This window comes from Candidatus Omnitrophota bacterium (genome assembly GCA_040755155.1).
In the GTDB taxonomy this organism is placed as follows: Bacteria; Hinthialibacterota; Hinthialibacteria; order Hinthialibacterales; family Hinthialibacteraceae; genus JBFMBP01.
Window position 1 is genome coordinate 23,012 of the sequence record JBFMBP010000139.1, and the last position, 18,198, is coordinate 41,209.

The 18,198-nt window shown below is 54.4% G+C and carries 17 protein-coding genes; all 17 read right to left on the reverse strand.

The window, feature by feature from the left end:
- Positions 1–10: 10 nt before the first annotated feature.
- Positions 11–1,711, reverse strand: coding sequence for an ATP-binding protein (locus AB1656_20880; protein MEW6237849.1), 1,701 nt, complete (start codon positions 1,709–1,711; stop codon positions 11–13).
- Positions 1,712–1,759: 48 nt separating this feature from the next.
- Positions 1,760–3,007, reverse strand: a complete 1,248-nt coding sequence (locus tag AB1656_20885) for a hypothetical protein (protein ID MEW6237850.1) — start codon at positions 3,005–3,007, stop codon at positions 1,760–1,762.
- Between the two features lie 32 nt (positions 3,008–3,039).
- Complete coding sequence (locus tag AB1656_20890; GenBank protein MEW6237851.1) at positions 3,040–4,599, reverse strand: secretin N-terminal domain-containing protein; 1,560 nt, start codon at positions 4,597–4,599, stop codon at positions 3,040–3,042.
- Entirely contained in the window at positions 4,596–5,228 is a 633-nt protein-coding gene (locus AB1656_20895) for a hypothetical protein (protein MEW6237852.1), read from the reverse strand. The genes AB1656_20890 and AB1656_20895 overlap by 4 nt, the downstream gene beginning before the upstream one ends.
- On the reverse strand, positions 5,191–5,754 hold the full coding sequence (locus AB1656_20900; GenBank protein ID MEW6237853.1) for a hypothetical protein: 564 nt from the start codon (positions 5,752–5,754) through the stop codon (positions 5,191–5,193). The genes AB1656_20895 and AB1656_20900 overlap by 38 nt, the downstream gene beginning before the upstream one ends.
- Positions 5,744–7,165 (reverse strand): hypothetical protein, encoded by a 1,422-nt coding sequence (locus AB1656_20905; GenBank protein MEW6237854.1) that lies wholly within the window; start codon positions 7,163–7,165, stop codon positions 5,744–5,746. Before AB1656_20905 ends, AB1656_20900 begins: the two co-directional genes overlap by 11 nt.
- Entirely contained in the window at positions 7,162–8,526 is a 1,365-nt protein-coding gene (locus AB1656_20910) for a hypothetical protein (protein ID MEW6237855.1), read from the reverse strand. The genes AB1656_20905 and AB1656_20910 overlap by 4 nt, the downstream gene beginning before the upstream one ends.
- Positions 8,523–9,398: a hypothetical protein gene (locus AB1656_20915; GenBank protein ID MEW6237856.1), complete on the reverse strand. Its 876-nt coding sequence runs from the start codon at positions 9,396–9,398 to the stop codon at positions 8,523–8,525. Before AB1656_20915 ends, AB1656_20910 begins: the two co-directional genes overlap by 4 nt.
- Positions 9,395–9,820 carry a type II secretion system protein gene (locus AB1656_20920; GenBank protein ID MEW6237857.1) on the reverse strand — a complete coding sequence of 142 codons (426 nt, stop codon included), beginning with the start codon at positions 9,818–9,820 and terminating at the stop codon, positions 9,395–9,397. The genes AB1656_20915 and AB1656_20920 overlap by 4 nt, the downstream gene beginning before the upstream one ends.
- Complete coding sequence (locus AB1656_20925; GenBank protein MEW6237858.1) at positions 9,790–10,374, reverse strand: prepilin-type N-terminal cleavage/methylation domain-containing protein; 585 nt, start codon at positions 10,372–10,374, stop codon at positions 9,790–9,792. The genes AB1656_20920 and AB1656_20925 overlap by 31 nt, the downstream gene beginning before the upstream one ends.
- Positions 10,340–10,801 (reverse strand): type II secretion system major pseudopilin GspG, encoded by a 462-nt coding sequence (gspG, locus tag AB1656_20930; GenBank protein MEW6237859.1) that lies wholly within the window; start codon positions 10,799–10,801, stop codon positions 10,340–10,342. The genes AB1656_20925 and gspG overlap by 35 nt, the downstream gene beginning before the upstream one ends.
- Positions 10,802–10,821: 20 nt before the next feature.
- Positions 10,822–12,048 (reverse strand): type II secretion system F family protein, encoded by a 1,227-nt coding sequence (locus tag AB1656_20935; protein MEW6237860.1) that lies wholly within the window; start codon positions 12,046–12,048, stop codon positions 10,822–10,824.
- A gap of 7 nt (positions 12,049–12,055) precedes the next feature.
- Entirely contained in the window at positions 12,056–13,795 is a 1,740-nt protein-coding gene (locus AB1656_20940; protein ID MEW6237861.1) for a GspE/PulE family protein, read from the reverse strand.
- A 54-nt stretch (positions 13,796–13,849) separates the two neighbouring features.
- The gene (locus AB1656_20945; GenBank protein MEW6237862.1) at positions 13,850–14,410 is read right to left on the reverse strand and encodes a hypothetical protein; all 561 of its coding nucleotides are present in this window, start codon (positions 14,408–14,410) and stop codon (positions 13,850–13,852) included.
- Between the two features lie 323 nt (positions 14,411–14,733).
- Positions 14,734–15,237 carry a hypothetical protein gene (locus AB1656_20950; protein ID MEW6237863.1) on the reverse strand — a complete coding sequence of 168 codons (504 nt, stop codon included), beginning with the start codon at positions 15,235–15,237 and terminating at the stop codon, positions 14,734–14,736.
- Positions 15,238–15,326: 89 nt separating this feature from the next.
- The gene (locus AB1656_20955; protein MEW6237864.1) at positions 15,327–15,815 is read right to left on the reverse strand and encodes a hypothetical protein; all 489 of its coding nucleotides are present in this window, start codon (positions 15,813–15,815) and stop codon (positions 15,327–15,329) included.
- Positions 15,816–15,841: 26 nt separating this feature from the next.
- Positions 15,842–18,022, reverse strand: a complete 2,181-nt coding sequence (locus tag AB1656_20960) for an alpha-galactosidase (protein MEW6237865.1) — start codon at positions 18,020–18,022, stop codon at positions 15,842–15,844.
- Positions 18,023–18,198 lie beyond the last annotated feature (176 nt).

The window sequence follows — 18,198 nt, forward strand, 5'->3', positions numbered from 1 at the left end:
GCGATCGAACCTAGGAGGCGGCTTTCATTTCGCTGAGCCGGAAAATCGAACCATGGCCGCTGGAAACGTATTGAATATCCCAGCCGTGCGCCAACACGATTTGCATCACGACGGCCAATCCCAATCCCGTGCCATTCTTATTGGCCGTGTAATAAGGCCGAAAGATTTTCTCCACTTCGTGTTCGGGAATGCCCGGCCCATCGTCCCGCACTTCCAAAGAATACTCATCCGGCCGGGATTTTGCAATCCGAATTTCGATCTTGCCTTGGCGCGGCGAGGCCTGAATGGAATTCAGCATCAAGTTGAACAATACTTGACGCAGCAGCAATTCGTCGGCTTGGACGACCGTCTCCGGCCCCGATATTTCGAATTGGATACTCTTGTCTTCCATATCGCTTTCCAGCGTGCGCGCCACGTCTTTGACTACCGCGTTGAGAGGAATAGACGCGGGTTTCGGCTCGCGGGGACGCGAATATTCGATGAATTCGTTCAACTGGGCGGTAACGCGATCTACTTCTTCCGTAATATCCCGCGATCGGGCGCGGACTTCCTCCGAGGCGTCTTCCCGTTTGGAAATCAACTGAGCCAAGCCTCTGACTATATTCAAGGGATTGCGGGTTTCATGCGCCAGTCCGGCGGCGGCGAGATTCATTTCCCGCAAACGGGCGTTCATCTCGCTGGCCCGAATCAATCGCAATTGCAATTCCGACGAACGCGCCATGTTGCGCCAGGCGGCGCCCAAACCGACCACGGCCAATAGGGCGATGATGCTCATGGCCAGACGCAGCCACATGTCGCGTCTGATTTCCGCCCAATAGGAATCGGCCGACATCAAGAGAACAAAACCGTGCAAGCCTTGCTTTTTGATCATCTCGTTATACTGTGCTTCGCTCAACCAGGGAGGACGTCCGAAAAAGCGCGGCGGCCTTCTCGGCTCTTGAAAAAAGAGGGGCTGGCCGCTCGCCGCAGCTATGGCTGCCGTCGCGTCGGGAGGGAACATTCCCGGGCGGCGGCGCATCACCATATCCGCGGTGATAGGAATCGTCGCTCCTCCAATTCCAAATGGCCCTCCCATCAATTCCTCTCCGGGAGGCGGAGGAGGCGGGAAAAACTCGTCGTCTTGGATTCCGCCTGGACCTCTTCTGTCCGGTTCGTCCCCCCGCTGACCGTCTCTTCTTCCCATGCCGGGCGATTGGCCTCCGCGATTGTCCGGTCCTTTCCGATCCATCCCGTCATCCCGCCGTCCGTCTCTTCTCATCATATCCGTGACGGGTACAACGATAGTAGCCGAGGATTGTTCGGGAATATCCCGGCGTTCGTCCAAGCCAAGATCGACCAAATTTACGAAAGTTACTGAGTTACCGTTCCAACGCTCGCCCTGTTGGGGCAGATCCTTCGCATTCAAGTTGAGAGGTTCCCCAGCGGAAGCCACTACCTCGCCGGTTGAATTCAATAAAGCAATGGATATCAATTCGTCCGATTTGGAGAGTTCCTGCAACGCCATTTCCAACCGAGGCTGCAAAACGAAGCCGAAATGGCGCTGAGACCGAATGACGACGCTGAGGGAATTCGAGATATCGAGGGCGCGGTTGAGCAGCGCCGCCCTGGCTCCTTGCTTCACTTGATGGTGTTCGAGAACATGCCACACGCCGATCGTTCCCAACACGACCGCGAGCAATCCATAAACGATGTAATTTCGATCGATTCGCATGAGACTTTCGGCATCCTGCTTCTGGAGAATGGCATTACCGGCGATTTCTTATTTGCCGGAGCGGCTTCTGATTTTCGACATCGGTCCCGTTGGAGAAGGTTTTCTGCTCTTTACGGTTTCTTCTTTGACGACCGGCTTTTTGGGCGATTCCGAGGTTTTCTCCGCTTCGGCGGGCTTTTCCGCTTCCGCCCGCGCGGGGACGCCTTCGAGGAATTTGTTGATTTGTTGTTCCGAGAAGACCTTCGGAGCCAATTCCGTTTTCCCCTTTTCGTCGTTCGTCATTTCGGCGAGTTGATCCGTTCCTTCTACGACGTACGGCGTAAGAAAGATTAAGAGCTCCGTCTTGGAATTCGTTTTAATCGTGCGCTTGAAAGGATATCCCAATAAAGGAATATCGCCTAGCACGGGAATCTTACGCACGGTCTCGGTTTTATTATCCTCCATCATGCCGCCGATGACTACGGTTTGGCCATGAGGAACCACTACCCGCGTTTCCGCCGATCGTTTGGCGAAAACCGGCGCGTCGATGGTGTCGGAAATCGGCACCGTTTCGCCCGTCAACGTCGAGATTTCGGGCGAAAGGTCCATCTCCACCAGTCCATTATCGCTGATATAAGGCGTTACGCGCAAAATGATGCCTATATCGTCGTAAACCACGGTGTTGATGGTTTGGCCGTCCTGCGTAATCCGGCTGTTGCTGATGAACGGCACTTCCTGGCCAACCGTAATCACCGCTTCTTCGTTGCTCCTCGTCATGATGGACGGTCTCGACAACACTTCCAACTTTCCTACTTCGGAGATAGCGCGCATCGTCGCTTCCAGATCGTTTTCTATGATCTTATAAAAACCGCCCCGCGTCTCCGCCGCCAGACCGAAGAGCGATTGCAGAGTATTGGCTTGACCGCCGCCGAATTTGATAGTCCCCTCGATGCCGAAATCCAAGTCGTCATTGTGCGTTACTTCCAAAAAAACGACCTTGATAAGAACCTGGGCAACGGGTTTATCCAAATGTTCGATGATTTGACGGATATGTTCGTTCGTCTCTTCGTCTGCGATGACGATGATCGACTTCGTATCCGGATCGGTCTGAATTACGGCTTGCCAGGCGCGTCCAGGAGTATAGGAATCCGCCTGGTAACCGCTTCCGGAAGATGAGGAAGAACTGGAGGAGGAACGTCCCGTGCCGCCCATGCCGCCCATGCCTTGGAAAAATTGCGCCGCCGATTCTCCCGCCGTCCAACACGCGATGGCGGCGAATAACGCCATCTTTATTATAATGCGTTTATAGTTATTCATCGTCTTTCACCTCGATCTTTCGTTAAGCCGTTTCATCTGGATGAACCCATAGAAGAACTATCGCCGCCAAAACCGCTGTTGGAAGAATTGCGGCTGCTGGAGGAGCTGTTGCTCGTCGATGAATTTCTGCCGGTGGCGCTGGTTCGGGAAGTCGACGAGGTGCGGCTGGTTCCCAGCGATTGTTCCTGAAACATTCCACTCAACACGTCCGCCACGTAGTCCACATCCGCATTTTTGAGAGTGTAGATATAGACTCGCTGCGTTTTGGATGGATTGGCGTCGAGTTGTTTTATCATCTGTTCGATCTGCAGCATCAGATCCTTCGAGGCGCTGACGACGACGGATTTGGTGCGGATGTCGGCGACGGCCGTTACCGTCTCCTGCGCGAGTTTACGTTCGCTGTCGCTTTGATTCTGCTGGCTTGGTCCGCCCGGCCCGCCGGGCATGCCCGGCATGCCCGGCATCGCGAAACGGCGTCCGCCGAATAGCCCCCGCTGTTGGGTTTGATTGGAAGTAGTTTGGTCTTGGAACAAGTCCGTAATCAACTGCGCCATTTCTTCCGCATCGGCGTTTTGCAGGCGGAACACCCGGATTTCCGTCAGTTCTTCCTTGGCGGCGTCCACTTGTTCCACCAAATGTTCGATAGTGGGCATGACCTCTTCCGGCGCGCTGACGATCAGCGAATTGGTCTGCTCGTCGGCGGCGGCCGTGATGCGGAACGCGGCCTGGCGCGCTTCGCTATCCCCGCCTTCTGGAGTTTGTTGCTGCATCCCCGGCGGACCGCCAAACATCATCTGGAAACGGTTTCCCCCCCGCTGGCGGTTGCGGCTGCTGGCAGTGGAGCCGCTTTCATCGTTTTGGAAAAGATCGTTCACGACTTGGGCCAGTTCGGAGGCGTCGGCGAATTTTAACGGAAAGACTTTGATGGACGATACGCCCGAGATGGATGAATCGAGCGCCCGGATGATTTCGGCGATGCGGCGGATGTTGGCTTGCGTATCCGTCAAAACGATGGCGTTGCTGCTTTCGTCCGCCGTCATGGTGGCGTAGGACGCGAGCAAGGGGCTGAGATTGTCGATCAGTTTCACCGCGTTGGCGAAGCGAACGGGAATGATTTGCGTTACCATCTCATCCGTTTTGGGAATCGCCGCCGGTTCGTTGCCTTTTTTGACGGGAATGTTCCGCTTCTTGGCTTCCTCGCGGGTGACGATCGTTAAAACCCGCTCGTTGCGCACGGCGGCGAATCCTTTTTCGTTCAAGACGGTGTTGAGCAAATCGACGGCTTCGTCTTTGTTGAGCGGTTGATGGCTCCACACGTCCAGCTGGCCGTCGACATTGGCGTTCTTGATAATCGTGAATCCAGCCGCCCGGCTGAGGTAGTCCAGCACTTCATCCAGAGAAGCGCCGCGAAAATTAAGGCGCAGCCCTTCGCCGTTGTTCGCTCCCGCCACGCCGGTGACAGTGTTGATCTTGAATGCGGCGGCGTTGTTTACCGGCTGGGGATTTTGCGCCGCGATCGCCGGACTATTCAAAGCGATCGTCGCGCAGACAATGGTTAAACGAAATATGAGATAAAAAAACTTCGTGTTCATGGCTTCATCTCCTGACTTCGGCGTTGCCTTAATTTGGCGAGAACGTCTTCGCCTCCCTTATCGCTGGTTTCCGCCGCTCTCGTTTCGGCGGCAGTTTCCGCGCGATTATCGCTTCTATTGGAATCGGGACGGCGGCCTTCATCGCTTCTCATCCCATCCCCAACTTCCCATTTTCCCTTCTCCCGCTCGATGAGGCTTTTGCCGACGGGAAGATCGAGTTGCTCGTTTTCCCGCATTAAGATTACGCCTTCCGTCTCGATCGCCGCGATGCGGAAACCGGCGAATTCGTCCCCCAATTTCGCCACGCGCCGATAATCGGATTGCGAACCGTCGAAAAACGCAAAACTGCCTTCTTCGAAAATCATCGTTCCGCTAAGCGAAATCCGATCCTCGGGGGGAGGCGCCGCAGGTCTGGGAGCTTCTACCGCATTGCGCATAGCGCGGCGATTGGGATTGAAAATATTTTTATCCCATATCATGCGATAGGAATCGAATGACGGTTGAGCCGCCGCCGGCTTCTCTTCCGGCCAAACCGAAAAGACGGACGCACCCGCGAGGCCGATCAACAAAACGCCGATCGCGATGCGCCGGTTATAAATGGCTGGAAACGGATTTCGTATTCGTTTCATTTTTTACCTCAAGCAGCCGGACGCCGCTGAACGCTACGCTGAACGTCAAGTTCTGTCCATTTTCGTCCTTGCTCGAAATCGTGATCTCTTCCACTTTCAATGCCAGCGGATCGCACTCCAATTCGTAAAGAAACCGGGCGATGGCGCCGATGCCGCCGATGCCCGCCGCACGGCATTCCAACTTGATGGAATCGTCTTCCTCAATCCATCGCGGCGTAAGCGACGTCATCGAGAGTTGGCTGGCTTCCGCCCAGCGATCGTAGGATTTCAATACCTGGCTTTGGGCGTCCGACAGCGCATCGGAAAGGTCTTTTTCCATCATAGAACGCCAGCTATCCTTGATAGCCTCTTCGCGGCTTACAAGTAGGAGTCCTTTGTTGACCGATCGTTCCAACTCGGCAATCCGTTCCGATCGCGCCTTCCATAGATTTTGCAGCGGCGTTACGGCTAGGCGGTCGGCGGCCAATAGGGAAAAACACAATATCATCGCCATTATCAATAATTTCTTCCGGCGCTTAGACTCCATCGGCCACCCCTCCTTTCCAGCGAAAATTCAATGTAAATTGCATGGGAGACCCTCCTCGGAACTGTTGCGCCTGCAATTCGCCTACATCCTGGTTTTCTCGCAGGTTATCCCACATCGCCAACCATTCTTGATTGGTTTTTGCATTTCCTGAACAGGAGACCTCCGACAAATCTTTTATTTCCAGCGACTTGACCCAAACCGATCCTTCTTCGGGAAAGGTTTGCGCCAACAAGAGAAGAATATTCAAACTGGGGACCGAATCGTCAAACCAGGACCGGAATTTTCTCACTTGCTTTTGCAGCGCTTCCACTTCGGCGGCCTTTGGTTTTAAATCTTTCCATTGCGATTCCAGTTGCGATAATTGCCAATATTGATACCAAAAAGCGGCGATGCCAAACAGAAGGATGGCCGCCGCCGCGCCGCCCAGCCAAAGAGCGCCGCGAGAGAGAACCAAGCCGGTCACCCTTTTGAAACGGCTCTCCTGGGGAGGGAGAAACTCGAGAATGGATGACCGGCTTGATAAATAGCCCATAGCGGCTCCGAGAGCCAAAAGCGACGTTTTCTTCAAGAGGCTTGGATCGGAAAACCGATCGCGGGGAAAAGCGTCGCCCCTTTCGATTTCCATACCCATGCGTTCGGCGGCGCCGCGAAAATCCTCCAGCAAAGGATCGGCCGCATCGGATATTCCTGCGAGGCGTATGGCGGAAATGGATTCTCTTAAATCCGGCGGCAAATTTCCCAGCGTGATGCGCGCCTGCCTGACAATGGAATCTACATCGAAGCCCTCGTCTCCCTCTTCCGTTTCCTCCAAGGTGCGCAAGGCCGCGATTTTCCCATTGGCGAATACGGCCAGATCGACGCCGTTCTCCCGCGCCAACAACAAGGCCGAGCCGTCATGGTTTTTGCCGGCGGCGCTATCTAAGAAGGCGTGGCCAAGCGTAACGCTGACCAGCCGCAGGCGAGCCGCCTTCATGACTTTTTGCGTAATGGCGATTCGGTTGAGGGGAATAGCGGCGATGGCGGCTCGTCCCATATTTTGCGGCGTGCGGTAACGCGAAACCGCGATAGACAATTCGTGGGGAGCCAGAGGAAATTCCCGCTCCGCTTGCAGCGTAAAGAAACTCCGCAAATCTTCTTCGGGGAGGTCCGGCGCTTCGGTTTGGAGAGTCAGCGCCCATTTTAGGGGCGCGCTTACGATGCATTGCTTTTCCCGGATTCCTGCTTCGTTCAAACGGTTGCGGATTTCGCGGCCCGCCAACTCCGGATCGCTGGTCAACAGATCCAGCGAAAGCGCCGTCTGATAGGATTTCAAAATATGAAAACGATCCCCGGCGCGGCGAACCACGACCGCCGACATGCGCCTGCCTTCGAAAGCGATAGCTAAGATGGATGAACGTTCAGGCGTTTTCATGAAATGCCCTTTCCCTTCGCTCCGGAAATAATCTCGCGGCGCAACTCGGCTCCCAACGGCCATCCCAGGCGGCTCGAATCGCGGCGGTAGACGACGATAGGGGAGTCTCCGCTGGCGTCGATCACGAACGCCGTACGCCGAAATCCCTTCCCATTCCGCCCCACCGCCGCCGCATCGGCGGTGAATTGATAACTCTTGGTTGTGATATAGGGTCCCGCTTGGATGGCGCTTTCGTCATCGATCGCTTCCGCAACCCATGCCAGCGATTCCAATTCGTCCGTTTTTCCTTGGCGATAGGCGGCCATTTTGCTTGCGTTTTCCGTTCCGATTCCGGGAAGACAGGCGAGCACGGCTTCGCTGGCCGTGTTGACGTTGACCAGCCCTTCGATGGGATCGTCGCTGGAAGCCGTGAGATCGTCGTCGACTTGGGCGAATTCATCGGCCGTCATCTGGCTGCGGATATAATATTCCAGGACGCTGGCGACGGTATTTCCACTCGCCGCCTGCGTGATTTGGCGCGCTCTGTCTTCGCCGAACGTTTCTTGAAACAGCGTATCCAATTCCTGATTGTTGTTCTCCGTCACATTGATGCGCGCCGTTCCGTCGCTGCGCTTGTTGGATTCACGGCTGTAGACGGTGAGGTATTCCAAAATCCCCATATCCAAACGGCCGTCGCGGTTATCGTCGGGAAACGAGGCGTTCCCGTCGTCTTCGTTGGAATCCAGGACGCCGTTGCGATTGGCGTCTTCTCCATAGAGAAGAGTCCAATCGGCGTTAATGACCAGGTTCAATTCGTCCACCGTTTCGAAATTTCCGTTCTTGCAATAATATTTTGGACTGCGCAACAAGTAGGCTTCCGACTCCGCGCCGTCCGGCGAAGCTTCCTCGTCTTCGTCCCGCCAGTCGATAATGGAAGCGGCCAGTTCGGCGGTCATATTCGGCAACGCTTCCAGCATTTCCCGCGTCGCCGTGTTAAGATTCAATTTGGAGCATTCGTCCACCAATCCAAAAACCGGCTGCTTCGAATTGTCCTCTACATCGCTTCGTCCAATGAGCCAAAAGCAGGCATCGCCCACATAGGCTCCCTCAGGCGTATAATCTTCCACGGAAGGAACCGTCCCCGGTTCTTCCAGATTTTTCAATATATAAATTACATACCGGCAGGCGCTTTCGACGGCTTGATCCGCTTCCAATCCCGCCTCCGAGGCGACGGCCGCCCGGTATTCGAGCATCATCGAATTTCCGAACAACAAGGCGACGCTGACCAATCCTAGTGCGATCCACATAACGATGATCAAGACCGTTCCGCGATTGTTGGAAGAAGGCGTCCTTAAAGGAGAGAAGAGATTCGTTTCCATCATTGTCCCATCCTTGCGCCGCCCGGTTGGCCGCCCGTTCCGCTTGGTTGACCGCCTGGTAGACCGCCCGTTCCTCCGCCTGTATCCTGTTGCCCGCCGGCGTCTTCCGTAGAACTTTGAGTAGTGGATTGGCTGCTTTGCGGCGTTTTTTCCACTATGACGGGGATCACCCAATCTATGGGCCGCGTCAATCTGTCCGCGTCGCGCGGTTGAAGAAAATCGACGCGCAGACGGATGGCTAATAATGTCGTTTCTTCGTCCTGAGACGCCGTACTATCTGTTGTAGACTCTTCCGTCGTCGTGCTTTGCTCCGTCGAACTCTCCGATACGGCATCCCATGAATCCAGCCAATCGGTTCCGTCGTAATAGAGGAAAGCTAACGACGCTGCGCCGGTCAACAATCGCGATTCTTCGACTTCCGGCTCCGTAGAGGGAAGCAGGTTGCGCGTTACGGCGCGGACTAAATCGAATCCTTCCCCGCCGTCAGTAAATTCGGGATCGGCTAAGTAATACTCCACTTTTTGAATATCTCCCCACGGGGAATCGGCAGTGATGACGCCGGAGGAGGTATAGAATTCCAAGCGATCGCGGCGCATTCCGCCGTCGTCGATCTTTTCGCCGATCGTGGAGCCAGCGAGTACGCCTCCCGGCGGCATGAGGCCGCTCAAGTCCCGCTTGACAATGGATAAAGCGTAATCCTTGGGCAGCGCTTTTTCGAACGCATCGTAGGCTTTTTCTCTCAACCGCAGCGCGCCATAAAAAACGGTATAGACGGCGCCAACGACGATGGCGTACATCACGCTGGCGAGAAGCACTTCCATCAAAGTAAAACCGCCGTCTTGAGAATGGCGCTTTGGGAGAATGGTCCCGATCATGCTTCTTCCTCTTCTTCTTCCGCCAATGCGCTCAAGCGCACGTAATATTCCCGGTCTTGAACCAAGAAAAAAACCGTAATGGATACGACGCGCATGGCGTCCACCGTCCACTCTTCATCGACCAGAACCCAGCGATACTCCGGCCAATCCGCGCCGAAATCGCCTTTTTGCTTGGAGGATCGCCATTCCTCCGTAACGATCATTTCGTTCAAGAGGCTTCCGGCCAGTTGGACGGCGATCCTCGTCCTCTCCGCCGCGACTCCCGCCCGGTTGGCGATCGTCAATCCTTGAATGGCGGCGGGAATGACGATGGCCGCAAAAACCATCGCCGCCAGCAATTCCGCGAAGGTGAATCCCCGCTCGGCGCGGAGACGGGGAGTTTTTTTTCCCGCTAGCGATTCAATTTTCGCGTTTCCGCCCATCGCAGCAGTTCCTTTTCGTCGTCGATAAGGCTGTAGCCCAAGCCGTAATCCATCTGGACGACGCCGATTTGTTCCAGGTCTTTTCCCGTTCGCCCTTCGTCTTTTTCGATAAGGAGAAAGGCGATGGCGCTGCGTTCGTCCAAGGAGCCGTCCGACCAGTAGAGAATGGCGGCGGCCTCCTTTTCGTTCGAATCGTTGCCCGGGGTTTCGATGCGGATATAGCTGGGAAGATGAAATTCGACCGGCTTCATCGCTTCCGTTTCCAAATCTTCGAATCCCGCCGCCGGGCGCAATCCATACCAACCGTTTTGATCGTCGATCCATATCTCTATGGGAAGAGAGAGGGAGACCGCCTGGCTGCGCGCGTATCGCGTCAAAGCCAGAAATCGCCGCGCCTCCTCTTCCAATTTCCGCCCGTAGGAAAAGCGGCTCAGCGACGGGGCCGCCAGAGCCATTACGACAGCCAACATGGTCATCACGACGATCAACTCGACGAGAGTAAATCCGCGTAGGGCCGTCTTATCTCTTTTGAATCTGCCAGTTCGTGATATCATCGTCGCCGCCCACGCGGCCGTCCGGCCCCATCGACATAATGTCGTATCCCCGTTCGTTGCGTTTTCCGGGGCATTCGTAGATGTAGGCATTGCCCCACGGATCGTTAGGTATATCCTGTTTCAGATAGGGGCCGCGCCAGTTCTTGGCGTCGCGAGGCTCTTCGATCAAAGCCTGCAATCCATTGCCGCCCCTGGGATAGAATCCATTATCGATTTCGAAGGCGTCGAGAACGGTTTCGAAATTGGAAATCTGCGTTTGCGCCGCCGTGACATTGGCCTGTTCGGTCCGCCCGGCGAACTTGGGGACCACGATCGCCGCCAACGTCGCCAATATCACCAGCACCAGCAACATTTCCACCAGAGTGAAACCCTTCTCGACGCCGCGTGGATCGTCTATCTTCCGCCATGGTTTTTCGTTTGCGTTCATGTTGGCGTCTCCTTTTCAACTCATTTGATATAATCTTGAATGGTAAATATGGGAATCACCATTCCCACGAAGATCGTTCCTATAAAGCTGGCGATGACAAACAGCATCAGCGGTTCGGCCAGAGCCACGGCCGTCTTCATCCGCCGGTCCAATTCCCCTTCCGTTACCGTCGCCAACCGGACAAGCTCCTTGTCCAACCTTCCCGTTTCCTCGGCGACGGAGATCATTTCCAAAACCGATCCCGGAAACAATTCCTTGCAATCGGCCAGACTGACCGCCAGCCGGTCGCCCTGTTTGACGCGTTCGATGGAGGCGGTGACGGCGTCTACTAGCGTTTGGTTGCCGATCGACTTTCGCGATACGTTCAACGCCTGAATCAGCGGAACGCCCGCGCCCGCCAACGATCCCAACATCCGGCAGAAGCGCGCCAAGGCGAATTGCGCCGTCAACTGGCCGATGACGGGCAGCCTCAATAGCAACGCTTCCCATTCCCGCCGCCCCCGGTCCGATTGCAGCCAGCGGCGGGTTGCCCAGCCTATCGCAAACAAGACGGCGGCGACGTACAATCCATAAGTTCGAACCGCGCGGCTGGCCGCCACAATGGCCAACGTCAACATGGGCAGTGAAGCGCCGAATCCGTCGAAGATGGTTTGAAAGCGGGGGATGAAAAAGACCATCAAGAAGACGAGAACCCCAATGGCCAGCGTCAGCAATACGGCGGGATAAATCATCGCCGCCAGCATCTTGGCCCGCAGTTCCTTTTCCCGCATTTGGAAATCGGCGATTTGCGCCAATACTACATCCAGGAATCCGCCGGTCTCGCCCGCCTGGACCATCGCCGTATAAACGCGGGGAAAAGTCTCCGGCGATTGCGCCATCGCGTCGGCCAGGGATGCGCCGTCGATGACGAGATCGTGAATTTCCTTCCATTTCTCTCGGGCGGAGGCCGCCGAGGCCTCTTTCGCCAGGATTTTCAACGCCCGGCTGAGAGGGATGCCCGCTTCCAATAAGCTGGAGAGCAAGCGGGTGAAATTTTCCATTTCGCGATAGGGTACTTTTTTTCTCTTCCATTCCAGACGAAAACCGGTTGTTTCTTCTTTAGTTTTTTGGCCATTTTCGGAGAGGGAGACGGGCTTCAAACCGCGCTTTTCCAGTTGATGATAAGCGTCTTGGCGTCCATTGGCCTCGATGCGTCCATCGGCCAAAACGCCGTCCATTTGCAAAGCGCGGTAATAAAAGATCGCCATGATTCGTTCAACTCCGTCCTATTGGAGCAGTAATTCCATTTCCCTCTCCGGAATAAGCAAAAGAATGCCCATTGCGATAAACCGGTTCGTTGACTTTCTCGTCCTTCGTTACCCGCAATACCTCGTCCACAGTGGTTGCGCCTTCGGCTACCAGCCGCCAACCGTCTTCGCTCAAAAAACGCAAACCATTGCGGCGGGCGGCTTCACGAATCTCGCCTGAAGAACAATCCTTCAGAATCATCTGCCGGATTTCATCGTTCAGCTCCATCAGTTCGAATACGCCCCGCCGTCCGTGATAACCGGTTTGACGGCAAAAACGGCATCCAACGGGCCGATAGAGCGGTTGTTCGGGCGGCATCCCGATCTTATCGCGGTAATATTTCGCCTTGGCCGATCGGTCCTCCTCTTTGCAATGAGGGCAAAGGACGCGCACCAGCCGTTGAGCCAGCACCGATTCCAGAGACGAAGCCACGAGGTATGGTTCCACGCCCATATCCACCAGACGGGTCAATGCGCCTGGCGCGTCGTTGGTGTGGAGGGTGGAAAATACTAAGTGGCCCGTCAAGGAGGCTTGGACGGCGATTTGAGCCGTTTCCGCATCGCGGATTTCGCCGATGAGCAGAACGTCGGGGTCGTGGCGCAGTATCGCCCGCAAGCCGCGGGCGAAGGTCAATCCCGATTTTTCCGAAACCTGGATTTGGTTGACGCCCCGGATGTGATACTCGATGGGATCCTCAATGGTGATGATTTTGCGCGAGGCGTCGTTAATTTCGTTGAGAGCGGAATAGAGCGTAGTCGTCTTGCCGCTGCCAGTCGGCCCCGTAACCAACACGATGCCATGAGGCAGCTGGAGCAAATCCTTGAATAAACAAAGTTCCCGCTCGCCCATGCCCAATTCCGCCAGGTTCATCAGAGAGGCGTCCTGCCGCAGCAGCCGCATGACTACCGCCTCGCCGTGCAGCATGGGGATGACGGAAACGCGCACATCCACCTCGTGATCGACCAGCCGGATTTTGATGCGTCCGTCCTGCGGCAGCCGCTTTTCGGCGATGTCGAGATGGCTGAGAATTTTGACGCGGGAGACGATCGCGGGTTGAAAGCGTTTGATCTGGGCGGGGACGGGAACATCCTGCAGTACGCCGTCGATGCGGTAGCGGATGCGCAATTCGTCCTCGAACGGCTCCAAGTGGATATCCGTGGATCGCAGCGCGATGGCGTCGCCGAGAACCTGGTTGACGAAGCGTACGATGGAGGCGTCTCCCGCCGCGTTTTCCAGATCGGCGTCTTCATCCTTGTTTTCGTCTACGACTTGCAGCGTGGATTCCTCTTCCAACGTGCCGAGGGTGTCCGCGCCGACGCCGAGGCGTTTTTTCATCTCCCGCTGAATAGCTTCGCAAGGCGCCAGCACGGGAACGATTTTCATCCCCGTCAATAATTTAAGCGCATCCATCCCCTCGGCGTCGTACAAACGGCTGACGGCGGCTTCTACGACTCCATTCTTGCGCTGCAGGGGCAGTATCTCGTGCTTGAGCAAAACCCGGGCGGGAAATAGCGACAACAGTTGCCGATCCGGCTCTACGTCTTCCAGATCCGTGTAAGAAATTCCATACTCTTTCGCCAGCCATCGGAGAACGTCTTCCTCCGATTGCGCCGCCGCTTTTCCCGCCGCGGTTTCTTGGTTCAAGACTTCCACGTCTACGGACGAGATTTGTTTGGCCTCGATCATCTTTTTTAACAATTCGTTCATGTCGTCCGCTCCGCGTTTACACTCGTTCTTTCCGTCAATCGCTTGGGTGCAGGACTATTCTAACATGCCCATTAAAACCAGCGTTGCTTCCTGCTTGAGGGTCAGGACTTGCACTAATTCTTCCCGCGCTTTTTGCAATTCCGCCGCTTTTTTCTTACGGGCATCGCGAAGAGCGGTGAGTTTCGCCTTGATTTCATCTTGGGATGGATTGCTGGAATCTAACACGGCTTGCAGCGCTTCCATCTCCGGATCCGGTTGGCCGAAACCTCGCCGTCCTTGTCTCTGTTGATCTTGCCCTTGGGGTTGATCTTGCCCTTGCGGTCTCTGACGTCCCATTCCCAGTCCTCCCGGCCCGCCCATGAAGCGCATCCGTCCGCCCATGGATTCGCGTTGCAGGGTCATGACCTTCTCTACTAGCGGGCTAATGGCTTTCCATTCCTCGTCTGTCGCTTTTAGCGCGTCTTTGTAGCGTTCCTGCATCATCTGCTGTAACTGCGCCGGATCGAATCTCTGACCGCCGGGGCCGCCTGGATCCTGCGCCAGAACGACTATGGATCCCGCCAGCAGCAACAATGCCATTCCGCCGATCGTTACTTTTCCCATGCTCTTGTTCATTTGGGTCATCCTCCGATTGGTATGGATTTAGTTTTACGCGCAGGAGAATTGTTTTTCTCCTATGCGTACGCTTAGAAACAGCAAGGGCTAAGCCAATATGATAAGTTATAGATTAGTAAGTAGTTACGAATATTCGGCGCGCATTTTTTTAACGAAAAGCTTCGATAAGGCGCGCAAAATTTGCGCGCCTCTTGCGGGATTGGATAGAAGGACTTGGATTTCTGCGCCGGTTTATTAATCTGTAGAGAAAACCAAAAACGTCCATAACGATTTTCAAACTATGGACGCTTCACAAGACTGATTCAACGTACTTGAAAACGAATCTAATCCGCTTTATTGGCTTCATCGATGCGTAAAAAAACGATTTCGCCCACCTTTTCCGTTGAAAGAAAATAGTGCATTCGTTTGACTCCAACCGCCGTATCGATGTCTTGATAGGCAGGTTGCCTTAAATAGCTTTTTCCCGTGGCGTGCGTTTCCATTATTAATTTGCGAATGGCGCAGGCTTTGCAATGAACGGTATTTCCGCAACCTTCCGGCTGGGATGCGTTGATGCATTCCATCACGTCTCCGGGAGCATAATCTTCTATAACGTCAATATCTTTCTTTAATGCCTCGCAAGCCATTCTATTAGCCGTTTTGACGATCCCTTGATCGTCGACCAAAAGAACCGGAGCTTCAATCATATCAAGAAAGGACGATAAATGTTGTCTTCTCCCTGCCATCATAGATCGGGCGCAGGGGAGACATATTCCATGAGTGATCAATCCATCGGAGCCGCCTGTTTCGCCCATTTCTTTTCCGCACCAAGCGCAGATTCTTTTCATTCGCAGCATCCTTTTTCCTGTAAAATGAGCTACTTATATAAACATTCCTTATAGATGGAATCATCCTTTTCTTCCATACGATCTAAATTTTAATCATTGATTCTCAATATGACGAATTCGCCCACCTTCTCAGTCGATAGGGATAAAGCAATCTGTTTGACTCCTTCAGGCATCATGATATCTTGGTAAGCCGGTCGTCCTAAAATGCTCTTTCCCGTCGCATACGTTTCATTGACCACTAGTCGAATAGTGCAGGCTTTGCAATGGACGGTTTTTCCGCATCCTCCCGGTTGGGAAGCATAAACGCATTCAATAGCCTCCCCGCCAAAGTATCCCTCGATCTCGCGTAAATCTTTCCCTAAAGCCTTACGCGCCAGATTATTGGCGATTTTGACAACGACGTTATCGTCTACTAAAAGAATTGGAAATTCGAACTTATTAAGATAGGCCCGCAGACTCCTCTTTTTGGAAAAAGCGATATTTTGAACGCATGAGGCGCATATTCCATGCGTGATTATTTCTTCGGAGCCTTCCGCCTCTCCCATTTCTTTCCCGCACCAGGCGCAGATTCTTATCATCACCTTACCCTATATCAAAGAGAATATTACTGCGCCGATTTCTTCAATTTCACAATAGCGCTCTGAAAACTCCCCCTGACGAACCAGGGGATGCCGTAATTCATCAACGCGGCGCCGGAAGCTTTGCCGCCGCGTCCGCCGGACAGTTCGTAAACCGCGTTTGGCTCGAGGCCGCGCAGGCGGACGGTTTGTTCGTCACGGCTGGTGGGCGCAGCGCCTTCGCGGTTTTCGAAGAGGCTGTAGAGGAAGAGGACGGCTTCCGATCCGTCACGGTTGACGTATTCCACAGCGGCGCGGTTGCGCTCGAAGGGGGAAATAAGCCGATGGCAAATCCCATCCTGAACCAGCGGGCGGATTTCCTTATATTCGGCGATGAATTTCGCCGCCTCGGCGCATTCTTCCTTCGTCCATTTAGTCAAATCCATGCCAATGCCTAGCACGCCGCTCATGGAAGAATGGAAGCGGAATGGCAGCGACGGTTTGACATGATGCCAATCCTCATCGGTGATCCAGGCGACCATCAGTTTCGCCGGAAAGGCGTGCAGAAAGCCGTATTGGATTTCAACGCGGTCGGCGGGGTCGGTGTTGTCGCTGGTCCAGATTTGATCCATAAGGGAATATATCCCCAAATCGTTGCGCCCGCCGCCGCCGGAGCATACCTCGAAGAGAACGTCGGGAAAGCGCTTTTCCAAATCGGCGATTAATTGATATAAATTGAGAGTATAACGGATGCGGACTTCGCGCTGGGTTTCAGGATCGGCGGCAGGCCAGCCGGGATCGGTGAGAGGCCGGTTGCGGTCCCACTTGACGAAGCGTATGTTGTTTTCGCTCAAAAGCGCGCTCAACGATTCGTAGAGATAGGCGCAAACGTCTTTGCGCGCCAGGTTGAGCATCAGCTGATTGCGTCCTTCATGGCGAACGCGCTTAGGATAGTAAAAAACCCAATCGGGATGGGCGCGATAGAGATCGCTGTCGGGATTAACCATCTCCGGCTCCACCCAGAGGCCGAAATCCAAGCCTAGATCGTTGATCTTTTGGATCATGGGTTGAAGACCGTTGGGGAATTTATTCTTGTCCACCGTCCAATCGCCCAGACCGGCGCGATCGTCATTGCGGCCTTTGAACCAACCGTCGTCGATGACGAAGAGTTCCACGCCAATCTCCTTGGCGGATTTGGCCAGGGCCAATTGCTGTTCTTCGTTTACGTTAAACGTGGTGGCGTACCAGCTGTTGTAAAGCACCGGCCGCATCGCATCGCGGAAAGCGGGGCGCATAACGTCGCGCTTAATGTATTCGTGCATCCGCAGCGAGGCGCCGCCCAATCCGTCGGGAGCGTATCCGAATACGATTTTCGGCGTCGCAAATTCCTCGCCGGGATCGAGCGTCCAGGACGAATCCCAAAAGTTAATCCCGCCGCAAATTTGCACGTCCCCCCATAAGACTTTCTCGAAATCGAGGCGCCAGTTGCCGCTCCAGGCCAGGCTGCCGAACCAGACGCCGCCCGACGTTTCGGATATCTCCTCGGCGGGCGCCGCGGCGAACCAGGGTGGATTTTCATGCCCAACGAAATCCCGCTGCTGGATCGTTTTGACTCCCGGCGTCAGGCGAGCGCGTTGCAGCATGAACTCCCGCCCCCATTGCCCGCTGAGATGAAAGAGATCGTATTCGCCTTTAGGCAACTGAATGGAACCTGATTGCGCATTTTCAATCAGGATTTTTTCTTCTCCCGCATTTTTCAATACCAGCCATTTTTCCAAAATATCCTTCTCGGCGATTACGCGGATATAGGAAGAGACGCGTAGGCCGTATTCGGGATCTTTCAGATCGATGCGCAGCGCGGGGCGGCCATCGATCTCCAGGATGGCGGAGGATTGATAGATTAAATCCGCGTCGCGCGTATGATCGGCATAAACCACTTCCACCGCGGGAATTTGACGGACATAACCGCCTCGGAAAGGAACTTCGCGCACGGCGCTGCCGACTTTGGGATTCACCTTAAGCGGAGCGCCGTCCAATTCCAGGAAATTCGCTGTAGGACCATAATAAATAGGAATTACGGCGCCATCGCTGGCTATGGCGGTTTGATAGGTGGAAGAATTCGTTTGAATAATCCACCCCTGAGGATTGTTCGTTGGGGTAATCACATCGGCGCCGATCGGCGAGATAAAGATAACGCATGTTAGAAAAAAAGCGTACTTTCGAAACATAAAAAATCCTCCCTGGACAAGTAAGATGCTTCATTATTGCAAGACCGGCATTGAAAGAAAGGGAGGATGGAGAAACTTCGATTTTCCTCAAGTCTTTTTCGCGGAACTTTACATCTTTCCATGCAGGCCAATAATTCATTGTATCGCCGGGAAATGTTAATGAGAATTTTTTTTAA